This is a genomic window from Pseudomonas sp. Z1-14, assembly GCF_051132005.1.
Classification (GTDB): Bacteria; Pseudomonadota; Gammaproteobacteria; order Pseudomonadales; family Pseudomonadaceae; genus Aquipseudomonas.
On the sequence record NZ_CP071646.1, the window covers coordinates 2,730,114 to 2,746,393 of the forward strand.

A 16,280-nucleotide genomic window follows, 5' to 3' on the forward strand; every position below is an offset into this window, starting at 1 on the left:
AAATGCAGCTCAGTGTGGGGAGACCGATGGCAAGGCCGGGGCGCGGTCTTGCACGAGTCGTCGATAGGCATACAGCAGCAGTGAAAACATCAGGATGCCCCAGGCGATCAGCACCTCCTTCGCTCCGCCATAACCGGCCAGCTCGGCAGATGCGGCCCCGACCACGACCACTACGCCAGTGAACACGCTCAGCAGCCAGGCCACCGGCAGCCAGCCGCGTCCCAGACGCACCGGGCGCGGGTGCAACGGTGCGTCCTTGCGCAGCAAGATGAAGCCCGAAAGCGCGAAGAAGATGGCGGTCAGATAACCAATATTGGCCGTCACCAGAATTGCCAGGGGCGATGACAGGAAAAAGATCATCGCCAGGTTCACCGCCACCGCCACGCTCATGCAACGTCCGGGTACCTGGTGTTTGTTGAGCACACCCAGTTGTTTGATGGTCAGTCCTTCCAGCGCCGTGCCGTACAACGCCCGCGAGCCATCGGCCAATGCCGCGTTCAACCCCATGAACAGCCCCACCAACAAAGCAATCACGAAAAAGCTGCTCCAGCCCGTGCCCAGCACCGCGTTGAAGGCCGCAATGTAGAAACCGCTGGGGTTCTCCAGGGCCGCTTGCGGATCCACCAAGCCGCCCAGGCCGAAAGCTACTGCGGCAAACACCAGCACGGTGTAGCCACCTGAACTCATCAACGCCAGGCGCATGTCCCGCTCGCTGCGATATTCGGGCCCGAAGGCTGCGCACATTTCGGTGCCATAGGCGCTCCAGCTGACCAGGAACAACCAGACCAACGCGGTGCGCAACGACTCCCAACCGAACGCCTCGCGCGCCTGCCAGGCCGATGCGAAGCGCTCCATGCTCCAGCCATGAGCCAGCAAAGGCGCCACTGCCAACACCAGGATCGGCACCAGCAGCAGCGCCCCCATATATTTGGAGACCGATGCGGCCAGATGGATGCCGCGACGATTGAATTGCCAGAAAAGCACGATCAAACCCGCTCCGATCATCTGGGCCAGGCCAATGTTGGCCAGACCTGTATCGAAGCTCCAGGTTTGCGAGGGAAACCACTGCGCCTGAATCAACGCTCCGGCGCTCACGCCAATGATCGACAACACCGCCGACCAGCCAAGCCAGTAACCAAAGGCGGCCAAGGGACCGACCCAGGCACAGCGTTTGCGCCAACCTTCGGCCGCGATCATTGCGATGCCGCCAGGTTTATCCGGAAACATTGCGCTGACTTCCAGGAAAATCCAGTTCTGACAGGCCCCGATGGCTGCCGAGCCCACCCAGAGCATTAGCGCGGCTACCGGACCGAGTGCACCGAGGGCGAAGCCGAAAGAAGCGAAGATCGAGCCTGACACCGCCATTGACAGTGCGAATGCATCGCTCCAGCGCAAGGTTTTCTGCAGATGCGAAGCCGAGGCACAGGTATTGTTATTGGTTGTATCCACGGGAACAGACTCCAGCCGGGTAAGAAGCACAATCCCATTAGACGCCTCCCTGGCTGGCCAGGAACATGGTTGAGAATGTCGTGCACATGTCTGTCACTGCCATCGATAGGGAGATACTTGTCTTTTCAACATGCGTGCTACTAAATACTGCCGGTGTCGGAAGCGTGTCGACGGCCGATCCAATATAAAAACAAAACCGGCGTGCAGCCGGCAGCCGAGGTAACGATGTACAACACTTGGCAAACAGAACCGCTCTATACGGGCGCCCAGGGCTTCGAGGCCTGGCAACACGACCTCGGTCAGAAATGCGGAACCTTTCACGCCGAGCCGCCTTCCGGGCCCGGCCTCGCGAGCTTTACCGGCGCGATGAAAAATCTGACGGGCACAGATTCCGCGTTGGATGGCTCGCGCATCATCAGCAATTGCCAGCACTTGCACCGCGCCCGCAGCGATATTCGGGCCGATGACAAAGATTTTTTCTACCTGGTGCTGCAAGTCGGCGGTAGCGCATTGATGTGCCAGGCTGACAATCGCGCCCGCCTGGACAAGGGCGACCTAGTGTTGCTGGACATCACGCAGCCTTGCGATTTTTACTTCGATGCCCTGAGCGACCAGATGTCGCTGATCATTCCCCGCCAAGCGCTGCACCAACGCTTGGGGCAGAGGCAATTGATATTCAACCGTCCCTTGGTTGCCAGCAGCGCTTTGGGAGGCATGGCCGGCCTGATGACCCAACGGCTATTCGATTCTTCGAACCTGCTACCGCAAGAGAGTGCGGCATTGTTCGACGCATTGCTGATGCTGTTGCGCCCTGGGGTGAGCAGTGCAATCGAGGGCGGAGACTCCAGCGGCCAGGCGCAGAGACTGATCAAGGCAAAAATCCTGATCGAACGGCATCTTTGCGATAGCGAGTTGTGTGCCGAGCGTCTGGCGGAAGCCATCGGTACATCGGTCAGAAACCTGCATCGGCTCTTCGCCCAGCAAGGCACCACCATCGGCCGGCACATATTGGAACAGCGACTGCAACGCTGTGCCGAGACCATCAGCCAGGCAGCCGCCCATGAAAAAATCACCGCCATCGCCTACGCCTGGGGCTTCAATGATGTGAGCCATTTTTCCAAGGCGTTCAAGCTGCGATTCGGCATTTCTCCCCGTGACTATCGCCATCAGTTTTCAACCGAATGCAATTGACCCTCCGGCTTGTTGGAAATGTGTCACTCCAGCACAAGCGATGGCGCTCGGCGCCAAGACATTGATTGCGCCCGCTCCTAGGATGAAACCTCAATCGGAACCGGCCGTAAACGAGGAGACATCGTGAGCTATCAGATCGAACAAGAACTGAAGAACCAACCATTCGTGCCTGAAGAGCAATGGCCGACGCTTGAGGAAATGGCCGACGGTTTTAATGAGTACAAATACGCTCCGTCCCTATTTCTGGCAGGAAAAAAAGCCAACCTTCGCTTTGCCAACGGTTGGCTGATCGAGCACCATTTTGTTGATGGGAATACGTTGACCTGGACCATCCTGGAGGGCGAAGGCACCGGTGAATCCGAAACAGAAACCTACGAAGCGGTGGAGGTTCGCCCCGGTATCTTTTTCATCGACTTCCTCAAGCCCGAACACCAGGAGTCGGCCACCCTGGTCTGGAAATACGAAACCGGTGATGTACTGGCGGCTGTCTCCCTTTTTTATGACAGAGGAGGCGAAAAACGTACGCGTACAGATTTCGTGACTGCCGTGGTCGATGGCGAGCCTGGGGGCGCGCCCATCGTTCAAGGGGCCGGCCTGGTCGGTAAGCGCGTGCTGTACCGCTACAGCGCGGACGATTGGTATGAGCACGTCTACTTCGGCGCGCAAACCATGGCCTGGCACTGCGTGAACGGGGCTGAGAAAGGTCTGGCCGACGTCGAGCGGTGCGCTTATTTTGATGTCGCCGATGACCTCTACGTGTTGTTCTGGACCGAAACGGTCATGCCTGTGGAATCGGTTATCGTCGTGGACCTTGCGCAGATGCGCTCCGTGGGTCGGTTCTTCTGTTGGGACCCGAAGCCAAGGAAACTGATTCACCTCACCTTTGGATCAAAAGCGACTGTGCTGAACGAAACGTCTTATCCCGTCGCCTTTTGAACGTAGGGATGTAAAAAACCACTCATCGAGTGGTTTTTTTATTCGACTCTATCGAGTTCATTCCAATCAATGCGCGGCTGCGCCATGACCGGCATATCTTTCGCCCTGCGGAAAGCCATGCACCCGCGCTCGGAGCGCGAGCGCCAGGCTGGCGAGCAGCAACACCAACAGCACCCAGGGAAAAGTGCTGACGCCCCATTGGCCAAGCAACACCCCGCCCAATAACCCGCCGCCGGCGATTGCGCTGTTCCACACCACCACGTTCATCGACAGCGCAACGTCGGCGCCCTCGCCTGCTGCGTCGGCCAAGGCCGTTTGCAGCAACGTTGCGGCGCCGCCGAAGGTCAGGCCCCAGATGAAAACGCCGAGATAGATCGCTGCGGCGCAAGCTGAAAATATTCCGAGGAAGACCGATACGGCGGCGAACGTAGCGAGGCTGGTCAATACCGCCGCTCGCAGATGGCGATCGACCAGCCGCCCGGAGATCCAGATGCCAGCCAGCGCCGCGACACCGAAGACCAGCAGGACCACATCGACATGCCGGCCCAGCCCTGCGCCGGAGACAAATGGCGCGATGTACGTATAGAGAATGTTGTGGGCCAGCATCCAGGTCAGCACAACGCCGAGCACGGCGCGCACGCCAGGCGTGAACAAGACCTGACGCAAGCCCAGACGCTGGGAGGAGGATTGACCTGGGTAATCCGGCACTTTGATCAGCACCCAAGCGATCAACACCAGGGTCAATCCGGACATCAGACCAAACGACATGCGCCACCCTATCGCCCCGCCAAGCCAGGTTCCCAGGGGCACGCCCAGCGACAACGCGATGGGCGTGCCGACCATCGCTACCGCCAAGGCGCGCCCCTGCAAGGCCGGGACGACCATGCGCCGTGCGTAACCCGCGATGAGGCTCCAGGCCAACCCCGCCGAAACACCGGCGAAAAAACGTGCGATCAGAGTCAGCCAGTAAACGGAAGACAGCGCGGTGATGGAGTTAAAAACCAGGAAACCGACCACGGTGAGAAGCAGTACCGTCCTGCGGCGCCAGGTTTGGGTAGCGATGGTCAGCGGGATGGCTGCCAGTAGTGAGCCGAGCGCATACACCGTCACCATCTGCCCGGCCAGGGACGGTGAGACGCCCAGGCCATCGCCAATCTCAGGCAGCAGACCTGCCGGCAGCGTCTCCGTCACGATGCAGATGAATCCGGTCATTGCCAGCGCCAGCAGTGCTCCATAGGGCAGCTTCGCGCCCTGTCGTTCGTTGGTAACCATTCGATGCTCCGCGAATTATATATCGATCGGTATAAATACTAGGGAGGCGTTGCTCCGCTGGTCAACCACTTTTGTATCGATTAGTATTTATATCACTCGACAGGAGAGTTTTCATGGCTCAGATGGGACGGCCGCGCACGTTTGACCGTGACGCGGCAATCACGCAGGCGCTGCATCTGTTCTGGGAGCATGGCTATGATGCGACGTCGCTCAGCCAGCTCAAGGCCAACATCGGTGGCGGCATCACCGCACCGAGCTTTTATGCAGCGTTTGGCTCCAAGCAGGCGTTGTTCAACGAAGTGATGGAACGCTACCTGACTACCCATGGCAGGGTGATGGAGAGCCTGTTCGACACCACGCTGCCCCCCAGGGGGGCGATCGAATGCACGCTGCGCCGCTCGGCGAAAATGCAATGCGAGACAGACCATCCCAAAGGCTGCCTGGTGTCACTGGGTTATCTGAGTGCCTGCTCGGAAGAAAGCAAAGCCATCTCCCGGCCGCTCGCTGAGGCAAGAACCGCCAACCGCGCCGGAATCAAGGCCTGTGTAGAACGCGCCATCGCCGCCGGAGAGCTGCCGGCAACAGTGGCCTCGGAAGCGCTGGCCGCGGTGTTCGACAGTTTCCTGTTGGGCCTGTCGGTATTGGCGCGGGACGGCGCCTCCCTTGAGACCTTGGACGCCGCGGTTACGCAAGTCATGATGGTCTGGGACGCGCAACGCATGGGCCGTCCGATGGCGGCAAACGATCAAGCGGATGAGCAATAGTAGACTGATCGTCTAGCAGAGAATAAGATCGCCCCCATGAGCAGCCCAAAGACCCGCGAAACCTCCGACGTCCGCCAGGAAATCCTTGATGTAGGCCAACGAATCATGGCCGCCAAAGGCTATTCTGCCGTGGGCCTGAATGAAATCCTGGCCACTGCGGGTGTGCCAAAAGGATCCTTCTACCACTACTTCGGCTCAAAAGACGCCTTCGGCGAGGCATTGCTTGAAAGCTATTTCGCGAGCTATCTGGCGGAGCTGGACGAGGTTCTCGCGCTGCCTGGCCTGACGATGGCTCAGCGTCTGATGAAGTACTGGGACATTTGGCAACAGACTCAATCGTTCCAGGATTGCCAGGGCAAATGCCTGGCGGTGAAGCTGGGCGTGGAAGTCGCCGACCTTTCAGAGGCGATGCGCGCAGTGCTCAAGCGCGGCACAGCGGGTATCACCGACCGCCTGGCCGTGGCGATCGAGAGCGGAATCGCCGAAGGCTCCCTGGAGTCCGTTGCCGAGCCTCATGCGGTCGCGCAAAGTCTCTATCAGCTGTGGGTCGGCGCCAGTGTGATGGTCAAGATCACCAAGAGTGTCCAGCCTTTCGAGACGGCGATGGCGACGACTCGCCAGATTCTCAGCCTTACCTGATCGATACCGCTGCCTCCTTCATCAAAATCTGCCTATCCTGCCCCCTCCAGAAAAACCGTGATGCGAAAAAACAAAAATATTACTAGACGACTGGTCTAATTTGAAATTAAGGTAGCCACACGTTCTACGCATCGCAAAGCAGCAGCTCGTGAAAGCCACCCACTCTGAGGTTTGGGTGACGCCTTTTGCAGCTTGATTTTTTTGCCCAGGTGCTAGACGACTGGTCTATTCAGCTAATGCAGCACACTCTCAAACAGGAAAACCTAAATGAAAGTTCTCATGGTACTGACTTCGCACGACACCCTCGGCAACACCGGCCGCAAGACCGGCTTCTGGCTCGAAGAGCTGGCGGCGCCCTACTACGCCTTCCTCGACGCCAAGGCCGAGATCGTTCTGGCTTCGCCTGAGGGTGGACAGCCACCGCTTGATCCGAAGAGTAACGAGCCATCCTTTCAGACTGACCTGACCCGCCGTTTCGAAGCCGATCCTGAAGCGACCGCCTTGCTTGCCAGCACCGTGCGCCTGGACAGCGTCTCGCCAGACGATTTCGATGCGGTTTTCTACCCAGGCGGCCACGGCCCGCTGTGGGACCTGGCCGAAGATCCGGTCTCGATCCGCTTGATCGAGTCTTTCCAGGCCGCCGGCAAGCCTGTCGCCTTAGTGTGCCACGCGCCTGGCGTGCTGCGCCACGTGAAAAAGCCTGACGGTACTCCGCTGGTCCAGGGCAAAAAAGTCGCCGGCTTCACCAATACCGAAGAAGCCGCGGTAGGCCTGACCGATGTCGTGCCGTTCCTGGTCGAGGACATGCTCAAGGCCAACGGCGGCCTGTATTCGAAAGGCGCCGACTGGTCCTCCTACGTGGTGCGTGACGGTCTGCTGATCACCGGTCAGAACCCGGGTTCGTCAAGCGAAGCCGCGCAGGTCCTTATCGATCTGCTGAACGAGGCTTGAGCCTGTTGCCGCGGGAGACGTCGCAGGTCTCCCGCCCTTATCGCGCCGATAGCTCGCCACCAAGGGATATTGTTATGAAATACAGCTCGCTGTTCGAACACACCTCGCTAGGCCCACTGACGCTGAAAAATCGCATCGTCATGCCGCCCCTGACCCGTCAACGCAGCGGCCAGCCCGGTGACGTGCCCACAGCCCTCATGGCCCGCTATTACCAACAGCGCGCGAGTGCCGGCCTGATCATCAGCGAAGGCACCCAAATCGAACCCCGTGGCAAGGGCTATGCCTGGACGCCGGGCATTTACAGCCAGGCGCAGATCGATGGCTGGCGCACCGTCACCGAGGCGGTTCACGCTGAGGGCGGGGTGATTTTTGCCCAGCTCTGGCATGTCGGTCGCGTGTCACACAGCGCACTGCAACCGGAGAACGCCGCCCCTGTCGCACCGTCGGCGATCCAGGCGAAAAAGGTCAAAGCCTTTATCGAAACCGGTCCCGGCATCGGCACACTGGTCGAACCCTCCACTCCGCGCGAGCTGAGCGTCGCCGAGATCAAGGCGCTGGTCGAACTCTATGCCCAGGCCGCACGCAACGCCCTGGCGGCCGGTTTCGATGGCATCGAGATCCACGCGGCCAACGGTTATCTGGTCAATCAGTTCATTTCCGCCCATGCCAACCAGCGCACCGATGACTACGGCGGCTCGCTGCACAATCGCCTGCGTTTCCTGCGCGAAGTGGTCCGGGCCGTCAGCGCCGTGGTCGGGCCCGACCGTGTGGGCGTGCGCTTCACGCCGCTGTTCACCAGCACCGAAGAAGACCGCGTGTACATCGGCTTCGTCGAGGACGACCCGCACCAGACCTACATCGAAGCCATCAAGGTGCTTGAGCAGGCAGGCATCGCCTATCTGTCGATCGCCGAAGCCGACTGGCCGAATGCGCCGGACCTGCCCGAGGCGTTTCGGCGCGAGGTGCGAAGCACCTTCACCGGCCGCATCATCTATGCCGGGTTGTACACCGCTGACCGCGCGGCGCGCCTGATCGAGTCGGGCCTGGCCGATCTGGCCGCATTCGGCCGGCCGTTCATCGCCAACCCCGACCTGCCCCAGCGTATCGCCAATGGTTGGCCGCTCAACGCTCTTGATGCCACCGGACTGTACGGCGGTAATGAACAAGGATTCACCGACTACCCGCGGTATTCCCCATCCACAGTTGAACGTGAGGAAGCGGCCCCGGCGTTCTGACTCTACTGATTCATGAACCGTGGCGAGGGAGCTTGCTCCCGCTGGGCTGCGTAGCGGCCCTTTAAGTGAGCGCCGCGCATTGGAACGCCAGCCCTTCCCTCACCACGGGTTTGCCGACGCCTTGAGATTTGAAAACTAGTCCTTGTCCCTCTTAGGCTTTCAGGGCTGCCCGCGCACAGGCCATCCATGATCAGGTCCATCAACCTGGAGAAACGTGGATGCCATTCGCTCTGGCAATCCATTTGCCAGATTCCGGCAGTGGCCAGGAAAAAGTCGTCGCTGGTCACTCCGCTACGAGCGTATCGCACTCGCAAGTCCAGCCTTGGTCATCGCATATTCGGCGAGGCAGTCCATCCATTCCTGGAGGGCTTCCTTCGATGGTTTCGTGGCGAGCAGTTGTTCCGCCAACGAAGCCACCTGCTGCATTTCGAATTGATAGACCTCGGATACCAATTTTTCGCGGGTGGCGAAGTGGCGATAGAACGTGCCCTGTCCTACCCCGACTTTCTTCGCAATCGTGCTCAGCGGGACCGCGGGATCGAGGGTCAGCTCTGTCACGGCCACCTCCAGTATCCGTTCACGGTTTTTCTTGGCGTCGGCGCGCATCACCAGTTCGACGCCACGGGAACTTGTCGTCGAGTGCGCCAAGCCATTACGGTGTACTGAAGCGAATGGTACACATCACAAGGTTCTGAAAATGCTGGCGGGATACAAAGCGCCAGCTGAATGATGAAATTTTGATAACTTTTTATGCGAGGCCATCGAAATGAAGATCGGAATTATCGGCGCGGGCAACATTGGAGCCACCCTTGCCCGCAAGCTCGCTGCGTGCGGCCATGAAATCAAGCTGGCGAACTCGAAGGGTCCTGAAAGCCTACAGAAACTCGCCAGCGAAATCGGTGTAAAGGCAGTGACCAGGGAAGAGGCTGTGTCTGGGGTGGACGCGGTTATCCTCTCGATCCCGTTCGCAAAACACCCCGAACTCGGGCAGGCATTCAGTAACGTCCCTGAAAAGACCGTCGTCATCGACACCTCCAACTACTATCCAGGCCGTGACGGGGCGATCAAGGACATCGATGCCGGCAAGCCCGAGAGCATCTGGGTCAGCGAACAGCTTGGCCGCCCGGTCATCAAGGCCTGGAACGCCCTGCTCGCCGCCACGCTCGCCGACAAAGGCCAGCCAGCCGGGTCCTCAACACGTATAGCGTTACCTGTCGCAGGGAGCGATCCCGCCGCTTTGGCGGTTGCGCAGGATCTTGTCGAAGACACCGGCTTTAGCGCATTTGCCGCTGGCAACCTTGAAGACTCTTGGCGTCAGCAACCAGGCACACCGGCTTACTGCACCGAGTTGACATTGCCGGCGTTGAAATTGGCGCTGGACGCGGCTGACAAGACTCGGGCGGCGCAAAACCGCGACGCATTGATCGCCAGGTTCATGGCGCCCGGCAGTCAGTTTTCACATGAGCAAATCGTTGCCTTGAATCGCGCCATGACAGCCTGACTCTCTCGCCTGTCCTGACGGGCTCAAGATGTTCCTGAACCTCTATCGTTCCAGCCACTCGGGATGAAGCTGAACAAAGTGCTCTTGCAGCCATTCGAGAAGAACCTGCACTTGCGGCGCCAGGTGCGTCCGGCTTGGGTATAGCAACGACACTGGGCGAGGAGCTGGTCGAAAGGGTCTCAGAATCTCCACCAAAGCGCCGCTTTCCAGATACCCGGCCACAGCGATGCCTGGCGCCTGGATTATTCCGAAGCCCGACACACCGCACTGCACGTACGCATTCGATTCAGTGACGGTGATGGCGGGGTTACTTACAAACGCTCGATCCTGGCCTTCCACCAAGAAATGCCAGGACAACGGCCTGTTGCTCTGACCGGACAAGAAGTTCACGCCTCGATGGGCGGCCAGGTCGCCAAGTGTCTCGGGTTCGCCGTGCCTGGCGAGATATTCGGGCGCCGCGCACGTCACCATTGTCGCCCATGCAACGGGGCGAGCGACTAATGTCGAGTCCGGTAAATCGCCTATGCGCAACGCACAGTCTATGCCCTCTCCTATCAAGTCAACGGCTCGGTCGGTCACGCCCAGTATCACGTTGATGCCTGGGAAGGTGCTGGTGAACGCTTTCAGGCTTCTGATGAAATCCATTTGCGCGAAAGCGGTCGGGATATCGACGCGAAGTCGACCCGTAAGCGTTGCCCCGGTGCGGTCGAACATCGAAGTTGCGGCAGAAATGTCCGCAAGAATCTCCTGTACCCGCCCATAGAATCGTTCACCCTCGGCGGTGAGCGCCACCTTCCTGGTCGTGCGCTGGAAAAGGCGCACACCCAATGATGTTTCCAGCTCCTGAATGGAACGGGTGACCTGCGGCCGCCCTATATCCAGCGACTCGGCAGTTTTTGTGAAGCTGCCGAGTTCGGCAAGCCTGGCGAATAGACGCATTGATTGCAGCAATTCCATGATGTCAGGCCCTGGCGAACGCTATTGTTGCCGCAGAATATAACAATCATGTCTTTCTTCACGCATTTATTGCGCCTCTCCAAAAGCGAACCATGTGCACAAGGCGAACCCTTTGCGGTTTGCCGTCACTGACTCGTTTGGAGATTCACCATGAAAGCCTGGCTATTAAAAGACTTCGGACTCGACAATCTGCAACTGGAAGAGACGGCTACCCCACGCCCGGGGCCCGGCGAATTGCTGGTCAAGGTTGGTGCTGTCTCGCTCAATTTTCGCGACAAGGCCATCGTTGACGGCATCTATGAGCCGCATAAGGTGCCCAAGCCCCTCATTCCCGTGAGTGATGCGGCCGGAACAGTGGTCGCAATTGGCGATGGTGTAACGCGTTTCAAAATCGGTGATCGGGTCAACTCGCACCTGTACTCCCGTTGGCTGGATGGCGAGCCCGGACCCAATGAGCCGGATTACTGTTTTGGATCACCATTGCCCGGTGGCTTGGCCGAATACATGATCATCCATCAGGAAAGCGCCGTGGGTGCGCCCGACAACATGAGCGATGAAGAGGCCGCTACGCTGCCGATTGCCGCGCTCACGGCATGGTATTCACTGGTGGACTTCGGGCGGATTGAGCCTGGACAAACCGTATTGGTCCAAGGCACTGGCGGTGTGTCGATATTTGCCGTGCAGATCGCAACTGCGCTTGGCGCTAAGGTGATCGCAACGTCGAGCACCGACGACAATCTGCAAGCCGTGAAGGGATTGGGGGCCATAGCGGGCGTGAACTACAGGACTACGCCAAACTGGGCAGACGAAGTGCTGAAGCTGACCGAGGGTAAAGGCGTGGATTTGCTGCTGGATGTGGCCGGAGGTAGCGGCATCAATCAATCGATCGCAGCGACCAAGGCATCCGGGCGTATTGCGCAGATCGGCTTTTTGACCGGCCAGACCGCACAACTCGAACTGATGCCCCTCATCTTTCGCCAGACAACTATTCGCGGTATTGCCGTGGCGCCGCGCTCATCGTTCGAGCGGATGAATGCGTTTCTCAACCAACACAGGATTCGCCCTGTAATCGATCAGGTGTATCCGTTCGAGAAAGCCCGGGAAGCTTACGAGCACCTGGCAAAAGGAGCATTTGGAAAGGTTGTAATCAAGATCGCCTGAACCACTGAGGCGCCACCATGGCGCCTTCTTTTGCGGTAATGCGGGCCTCGCATCAAGACAAAGAAGCTTCCGCGCGTTGCTGCGCGGCTCCTTTGGGCCTGAACATCTGCTGCCACTCAAGCTGCGCCTGGACAACAGCCACCGCCTCCAGCACCTTCTGCGCCCAGCCCTCGTCCTGCGGATGCACCACGACAACACGAAAGCCATGGTCATCGCCTTCGAGCTGCACGCCTTCCGAATCATCAACGTGCAAGTCGATATCGAACGCCGGCGGGTACTTGGAGGGTGAGTTCTCCAGCCCATGCACCGTCAGGGCACGGTTGTGCAGGACGCTGTTGACCACACCGTCGACGCGGATGCCGTACAGCAGCAGCCAACGGCGGATATAGGACGGCGTGCGGCCGGACGAGGTGTAGACCCAGATGCTGCAATCCTGGCGGCGCAGTTCCCGGATCAGCGAGCGGGTGCCCCTGCGCAGCGGCTCACCCAGCCAACGGTGAATGCAGGCCGGAAGCCGGCTTTGCTCGACTTCGCAGTGGTGGAGTTGGCAGGCGAGTGTGTCATCGATATCAAACGAAATCCGTATGCGCTGGCGCTTGAACAGCTGCGTCGGCAATGCGCCGCGGATGGCCTGCCCTACCCGGCTGCTGAATGTTCTGCATTTGACGTCCATCAATGGCCACCTTGGGAAAGCGGCAAAGACTCGCCTTTGAGAAAAAACTTCATTGGATCGGGTGCCTGTTCTTCTAAAAACGCTGCGTATTTTTTCTTGATCTTGGGCAATTCGTACAACGCCTTGACGCCATGCTTGGCAGAGTTGCGTATCACCGAGGATGGGTTGAAATAGCCTTCGGCATTTTCCAGTGTCAGCACAAACGGCGGCAAGCCCGCGCGCATCAGCAGATAGCTGACAATAAGCGACCCACTGCGGTTGTTACCTTCGATGAACAACTGCGGCTTGCTGAGAATCCGTACATAGACGCCTGCCGCGCGCTTCCACACCGACTCGCTGCGATAGGCACAATACCAGTTGTACAAATCCTTGATGCCTCCTTCAACATTGTTGAAGAAATGCGCCTCGGTCGCTGCCAGGTGATGGGCGTATTCCAACCGGCGCGCCGGATCCCGGCCGCAGAGCACCGTGGCGTTGATCTCCAGCATCAGGTTCAGTTGCTGCAGATCGAACAGGTCGACGCCGCGGGCAACATATTCGTCAACCAACGCATAACCTTCAAGCACATTCTGCAGCACTTCATCGGTCAACGGGTCACGCGGCTCGGTGAAGTGCCGGCTGAGCTGGGCGAAACGGTCCTGCACTTCCCGTAGTGCGCGTTCAATCGCTGGCAAATCAAGGCGATGCGTAGCAGGCATTGGTGCTCCTTGGAAAACGCTTGGTAAATGTCTACCGGATGCCCGCCAAATCCATTTGGCTTCTGCAGGGATGCGGCCTTGACCTGATGAGTGGCTTAGCTGAACTTGCCGCTGATGTAATCGCCGGTCATCTGTTCACGCGGGTTGTCGAAAATCTGCGTCGTCGGGCCCATCTCGACCAGATAACCGGTGCGCGTGCCCTGGGAAATATCCACCGAGAAAAACGCCGTGGTGTCAGCCACGCGGATGGCCTGCTGCATGTTGTGGGTCACCAGGGCGATGGTGTAGTCCTTCTTCAACTCGACCATCAGCTCCTCGACCCGCCGGGTAGCGATCGGGTCGAGTGCCGAACACGGTTCATCCAACAGCAGCACTTCCGGCTCGGTAGCGATGGCGCGGGCAATGCACAGGCGCTGTTGCTGGCCGCCGGAGAGCGACAGGCCGCTGACCTTGAGCTTGTCCTTCACTTCGTCCCACAGCGCGGCACCTTGCAGCGCATGCTTGACCCGGTCACCGATGTCGCCCTTGTAGCGGTTGAGGCGCAGGCCAAACGCGACGTTGTCGAAAATGCTCATCGAAAACGGGTTCGGCTGCTGGAATACCATGCCGATGTAACGGCGCACGACCACCGGGTCAACACCCTTGCCGTAGACGTCCTGTCCGAGGAAATGCACGTGGCCTTCGAAACGGAAGCCTTTCACCAGGTCGTTCATCCGGTTGAGGCTGCGCAACACGGTGCTCTTGCCACAGCCGGAAGGACCGATGAACCCGGTGATCTTGTTTTTCTCGATCGGCACATGGCTGTCACGGACCGCCATGAAGTTGCCATAAAAAATCTTGTCCAGTTTGCAGTCCATGACTACAGGTGCCTGGGTGACAAACGGAGCGGCTATTTGCGCAGTGGATACGTTCAAGATCAGATGCTCCCGTTCTTAATACTTGGGCTTGCCGAAAATACGGCTGATGATGTTCACGAACAGCACGATCATCACCAGCACCAGTGAGGCCGCCCATGCGAGCTCGAGCTGGTTGTCGAAAGGCATCCCGGAGAAGTTGTAGATCAGCACCGCCAGCGAGGCCGTCGGGTTCATGACCTCGAGATTGCCCTGGTGGTAAATCCAGTAGTTGCTGAACAGCGCGGTAAACAGCAGCGGCGCGGTCTCGCCCGCGGCACGTGCCACGGCCAGCATGACGCCGGTGAGGATGGCCGGCATGCCGGTCGGCAAGACGATTTTCCAGATCACCTGCGAGCGGGTGCAGCCCATGCCATAGGCGGCATCCTTCATGATCTTGGGCACCATGCGCATCGACTCTTCCGCCGTCAGCACGACGATCGGCAGCATCAGCACGGCCAGTGCCACGCCGCCCGCCGGCGCCGAATACGTACCGGTGGTCATCACCACCAGGGCGTAGGCGAATACCCCGGCCAGGATCGACGGCAGGCCGGTGAGCATCTTCGCGGCAAACCGCGCGGCGTTCCCCAACTTGCTGTCCGGCCCCAGCTCAGCCAGGAAGACGGCGGCCATGATGCCGATCGGCACCGCGATGGCTGCCGCGATACCGACCATCACGAAAGTACCGGCCATGGCGTTGCCGAAGCCGCCACCCATCTCGAAGCCGGTCGGTGGCAGTTCGGTAAAGACTTCCAGGTTCAGGCGCGCGCCACCACGGGTGATCAGCATGTAAAGCACGGAAATCAGCGGCACGCTGGCGAGCAGCGCGCCGGTCCAGACCAGGGTGGTCAGGATCAGGCTGCGCAACGCGCGGCCTTCGAACTTGCGCTGCAAGCTGGGCATCGCGCCCGCTGGCGCGGTCAAGTCTGTTGCGGCAGTGAGGTCTGTCATCACTTGTTACCCCGTTGGGCATACATCATGATCATCGAACCAAAAATGTTCACGATCAGCGTAATCAACATCAATACCAGGGCGGCATACATCAACACCTCGATCTCGTTCGGCCCGGCCTCGGGGAAGTTCAACGCCAGCAGGGCAGCAAGCGTGTTGGCCGGAGCAAACAGCGAGAGGGAAATGTTGTTGGCGTTACCGACCAGCATGGCCAGCGCCATCGTCTCGCCCAGGGCGCGCCCGAGGCCCAGCACCAGTGAGCCAAAGATGCCGGTGGCAGCGGAAGGCACCATCACCTTGAGAATCGCTTCCCAGTGAGTCGTCCCCATGCCATAGGCGGCCTGCTTGGTTTTCATCGGTACGCCGGTGAGCGCATCCTGCGAAACGGCGGCGATGGTTGGCAGAATCATGATCGCAAGCACCAGCGCCGCCGGTAGCAGCCCGGGCCCGCTCAGGGACGTGCCGAAAAAGGGTATCCAGCCGAGTTCGCTGTTCAGCCAGGTTGTCAGCGGTCGGATCGCCGGGATCACCACGTAGATCCCCCACAGGCCATAGACCACGCTGGGGATGGCCGCGAGCAGTTCGACGATGGTGCGGAAAATCGCCGCGAGCTTAGGCGGCAGGAAATCCTGGGTCAGAAAGATTGCCATGCTGACGCCGAAAAATCCGGCGATCAACAACGCGATCAAGGCGCTGTAGAGCGTGCCCCAGATAGCCGGCAGGATGCCGTATTTGCCCTGGTTGACGTCCCAGACGCTGCCCAGGAGCACGTCGAAACCGTGTTTCTCCATGCCGGGAATTGCCTTGCGTCCCACCTCGAACACCAGCGCAAATACCAGCGCCAGAATCAGCACCACGCCGATGCGCGCTAGCGCACGGAAAGTGCGATCAACCAGGAAATCCTTCGTCGAGGGTGGCTGGCAGGCAGAGTCCGGATTAACCGGTACGACAAAAGGTTTGTTCATGGGCTAAGTCCGGAACAGGGGGAAAACTCTCCCGGCGTGGCGCG

16 protein-coding genes and 1 pseudogene are annotated in these 16,280 nt (G+C 59.4%); 8 read left to right on the forward strand and 9 right to left on the reverse strand.

Going from position 1 to position 16,280, the window contains the following annotated elements; genetic code table 11:
• Nucleotides 1-9 precede the first annotated feature (9 nt).
• Complete coding sequence (locus J3P89_RS12430; RefSeq protein ID WP_434697708.1) at nucleotides 10-1,449, reverse strand: APC family permease; 1,440 nt, start codon at nucleotides 1,447-1,449, stop codon at nucleotides 10-12.
• A 225-nt stretch (nucleotides 1,450-1,674) separates the two neighbouring features.
• On the opposite strand from J3P89_RS12430, the gene feaR reads away from it, so the two are divergent.
• Nucleotides 1,675-2,640, forward strand: coding sequence for a transcriptional regulator FeaR (feaR, locus tag J3P89_RS12435; protein ID WP_434697709.1), 966 nt, complete (start codon nucleotides 1,675-1,677; stop codon nucleotides 2,638-2,640).
• Between the two features lie 123 nt (nucleotides 2,641-2,763).
• Nucleotides 2,764-3,576, forward strand: a complete 813-nt coding sequence (locus tag J3P89_RS12440; protein ID WP_434623612.1) for a molybdenum cofactor biosynthesis F family protein — start codon at nucleotides 2,764-2,766, stop codon at nucleotides 3,574-3,576.
• Between the two features lie 66 nt (nucleotides 3,577-3,642).
• On the opposite strand, the gene J3P89_RS12445 is transcribed toward J3P89_RS12440, so the two are convergent.
• Complete coding sequence (locus J3P89_RS12445; RefSeq protein ID WP_434697710.1) at nucleotides 3,643-4,848, reverse strand: MFS transporter; 1,206 nt, start codon at nucleotides 4,846-4,848, stop codon at nucleotides 3,643-3,645.
• Between the two features lie 113 nt (nucleotides 4,849-4,961).
• On the opposite strand from J3P89_RS12445, the gene J3P89_RS12450 reads away from it, so the two are divergent.
• From J3P89_RS12450 to J3P89_RS12465, 4 genes are all read left to right on the forward strand, one after another.
• Entirely contained in the window at nucleotides 4,962-5,612 is a 651-nt protein-coding gene (locus J3P89_RS12450) for a TetR/AcrR family transcriptional regulator (protein ID WP_434697711.1), read from the forward strand.
• A 36-nt stretch (nucleotides 5,613-5,648) separates the two neighbouring features.
• A complete protein-coding gene (locus J3P89_RS12455; protein ID WP_434600778.1) occupies nucleotides 5,649-6,251 on the forward strand; it encodes a TetR/AcrR family transcriptional regulator in 603 nt (200 codons plus the stop codon).
• Nucleotides 6,252-6,518: 267 nt separating this feature from the next.
• Nucleotides 6,519-7,202 carry a type 1 glutamine amidotransferase domain-containing protein gene (locus tag J3P89_RS12460; protein WP_434697712.1) on the forward strand — a complete coding sequence of 228 codons (684 nt, stop codon included), beginning with the start codon at nucleotides 6,519-6,521 and terminating at the stop codon, nucleotides 7,200-7,202.
• Between the two features lie 74 nt (nucleotides 7,203-7,276).
• Nucleotides 7,277-8,437, forward strand: coding sequence for an alkene reductase (locus tag J3P89_RS12465; protein ID WP_434697713.1), 1,161 nt, complete (start codon nucleotides 7,277-7,279; stop codon nucleotides 8,435-8,437).
• Nucleotides 8,438-8,586: 149 nt separating this feature from the next.
• On the opposite strand, the pseudogene J3P89_RS12470 reads toward J3P89_RS12465, so the two are convergent.
• Nucleotides 8,587-9,043: pseudogene (locus J3P89_RS12470) on the reverse strand (TetR/AcrR family transcriptional regulator); the annotation flags it as partial.
• 160 nt (nucleotides 9,044-9,203) lie between these two features.
• Between J3P89_RS12470 and J3P89_RS12475 the strand changes: the two are divergent.
• Nucleotides 9,204-9,938, forward strand: a complete 735-nt coding sequence (locus tag J3P89_RS12475; protein ID WP_434697714.1) for an NADPH-dependent F420 reductase — start codon at nucleotides 9,204-9,206, stop codon at nucleotides 9,936-9,938.
• A 42-nt stretch (nucleotides 9,939-9,980) separates the two neighbouring features.
• On the opposite strand, the gene J3P89_RS12480 is transcribed toward J3P89_RS12475, so the two are convergent.
• Nucleotides 9,981-10,895, reverse strand: coding sequence for a LysR substrate-binding domain-containing protein (locus tag J3P89_RS12480; protein ID WP_434697715.1), 915 nt, complete (start codon nucleotides 10,893-10,895; stop codon nucleotides 9,981-9,983).
• A 150-nt stretch (nucleotides 10,896-11,045) separates the two neighbouring features.
• On the opposite strand from J3P89_RS12480, the gene J3P89_RS12485 reads away from it, so the two are divergent.
• Nucleotides 11,046-12,056 (forward strand): zinc-dependent alcohol dehydrogenase family protein, encoded by a 1,011-nt coding sequence (locus tag J3P89_RS12485; protein WP_434697716.1) that lies wholly within the window; start codon nucleotides 11,046-11,048, stop codon nucleotides 12,054-12,056.
• Between the two features lie 52 nt (nucleotides 12,057-12,108).
• Here the strand turns inward: J3P89_RS12485 and J3P89_RS12490 are convergent, their stop codons facing one another.
• The 5 genes from J3P89_RS12490 to pstC form a co-directional block, all read right to left on the reverse strand.
• The gene (locus tag J3P89_RS12490; RefSeq protein WP_434657963.1) at nucleotides 12,109-12,729 is read right to left on the reverse strand and encodes a hypothetical protein; all 621 of its coding nucleotides are present in this window, start codon (nucleotides 12,727-12,729) and stop codon (nucleotides 12,109-12,111) included.
• Complete coding sequence (locus J3P89_RS12495; RefSeq protein WP_305501063.1) at nucleotides 12,729-13,427, reverse strand: hypothetical protein; 699 nt, start codon at nucleotides 13,425-13,427, stop codon at nucleotides 12,729-12,731. Before J3P89_RS12495 ends, J3P89_RS12490 begins: the two co-directional genes overlap by 1 nt.
• A 95-nt stretch (nucleotides 13,428-13,522) precedes the next feature.
• Complete coding sequence (pstB, locus tag J3P89_RS12500; RefSeq protein WP_025214260.1) at nucleotides 13,523-14,284, reverse strand: phosphate ABC transporter ATP-binding protein PstB; 762 nt, start codon at nucleotides 14,282-14,284, stop codon at nucleotides 13,523-13,525.
• A gap of 75 nt (nucleotides 14,285-14,359) precedes the next feature.
• Nucleotides 14,360-15,271: a phosphate ABC transporter permease PstA gene (gene pstA / locus J3P89_RS12505; RefSeq protein ID WP_434600771.1), complete on the reverse strand. Its 912-nt coding sequence runs from the start codon at nucleotides 15,269-15,271 to the stop codon at nucleotides 14,360-14,362.
• Nucleotides 15,271-16,236: a phosphate ABC transporter permease subunit PstC gene (gene pstC / locus J3P89_RS12510; protein WP_305501066.1), complete on the reverse strand. Its 966-nt coding sequence runs from the start codon at nucleotides 16,234-16,236 to the stop codon at nucleotides 15,271-15,273. The genes pstA and pstC overlap by 1 nt, the downstream gene beginning before the upstream one ends.
• Nucleotides 16,237-16,280 lie beyond the last annotated feature (44 nt).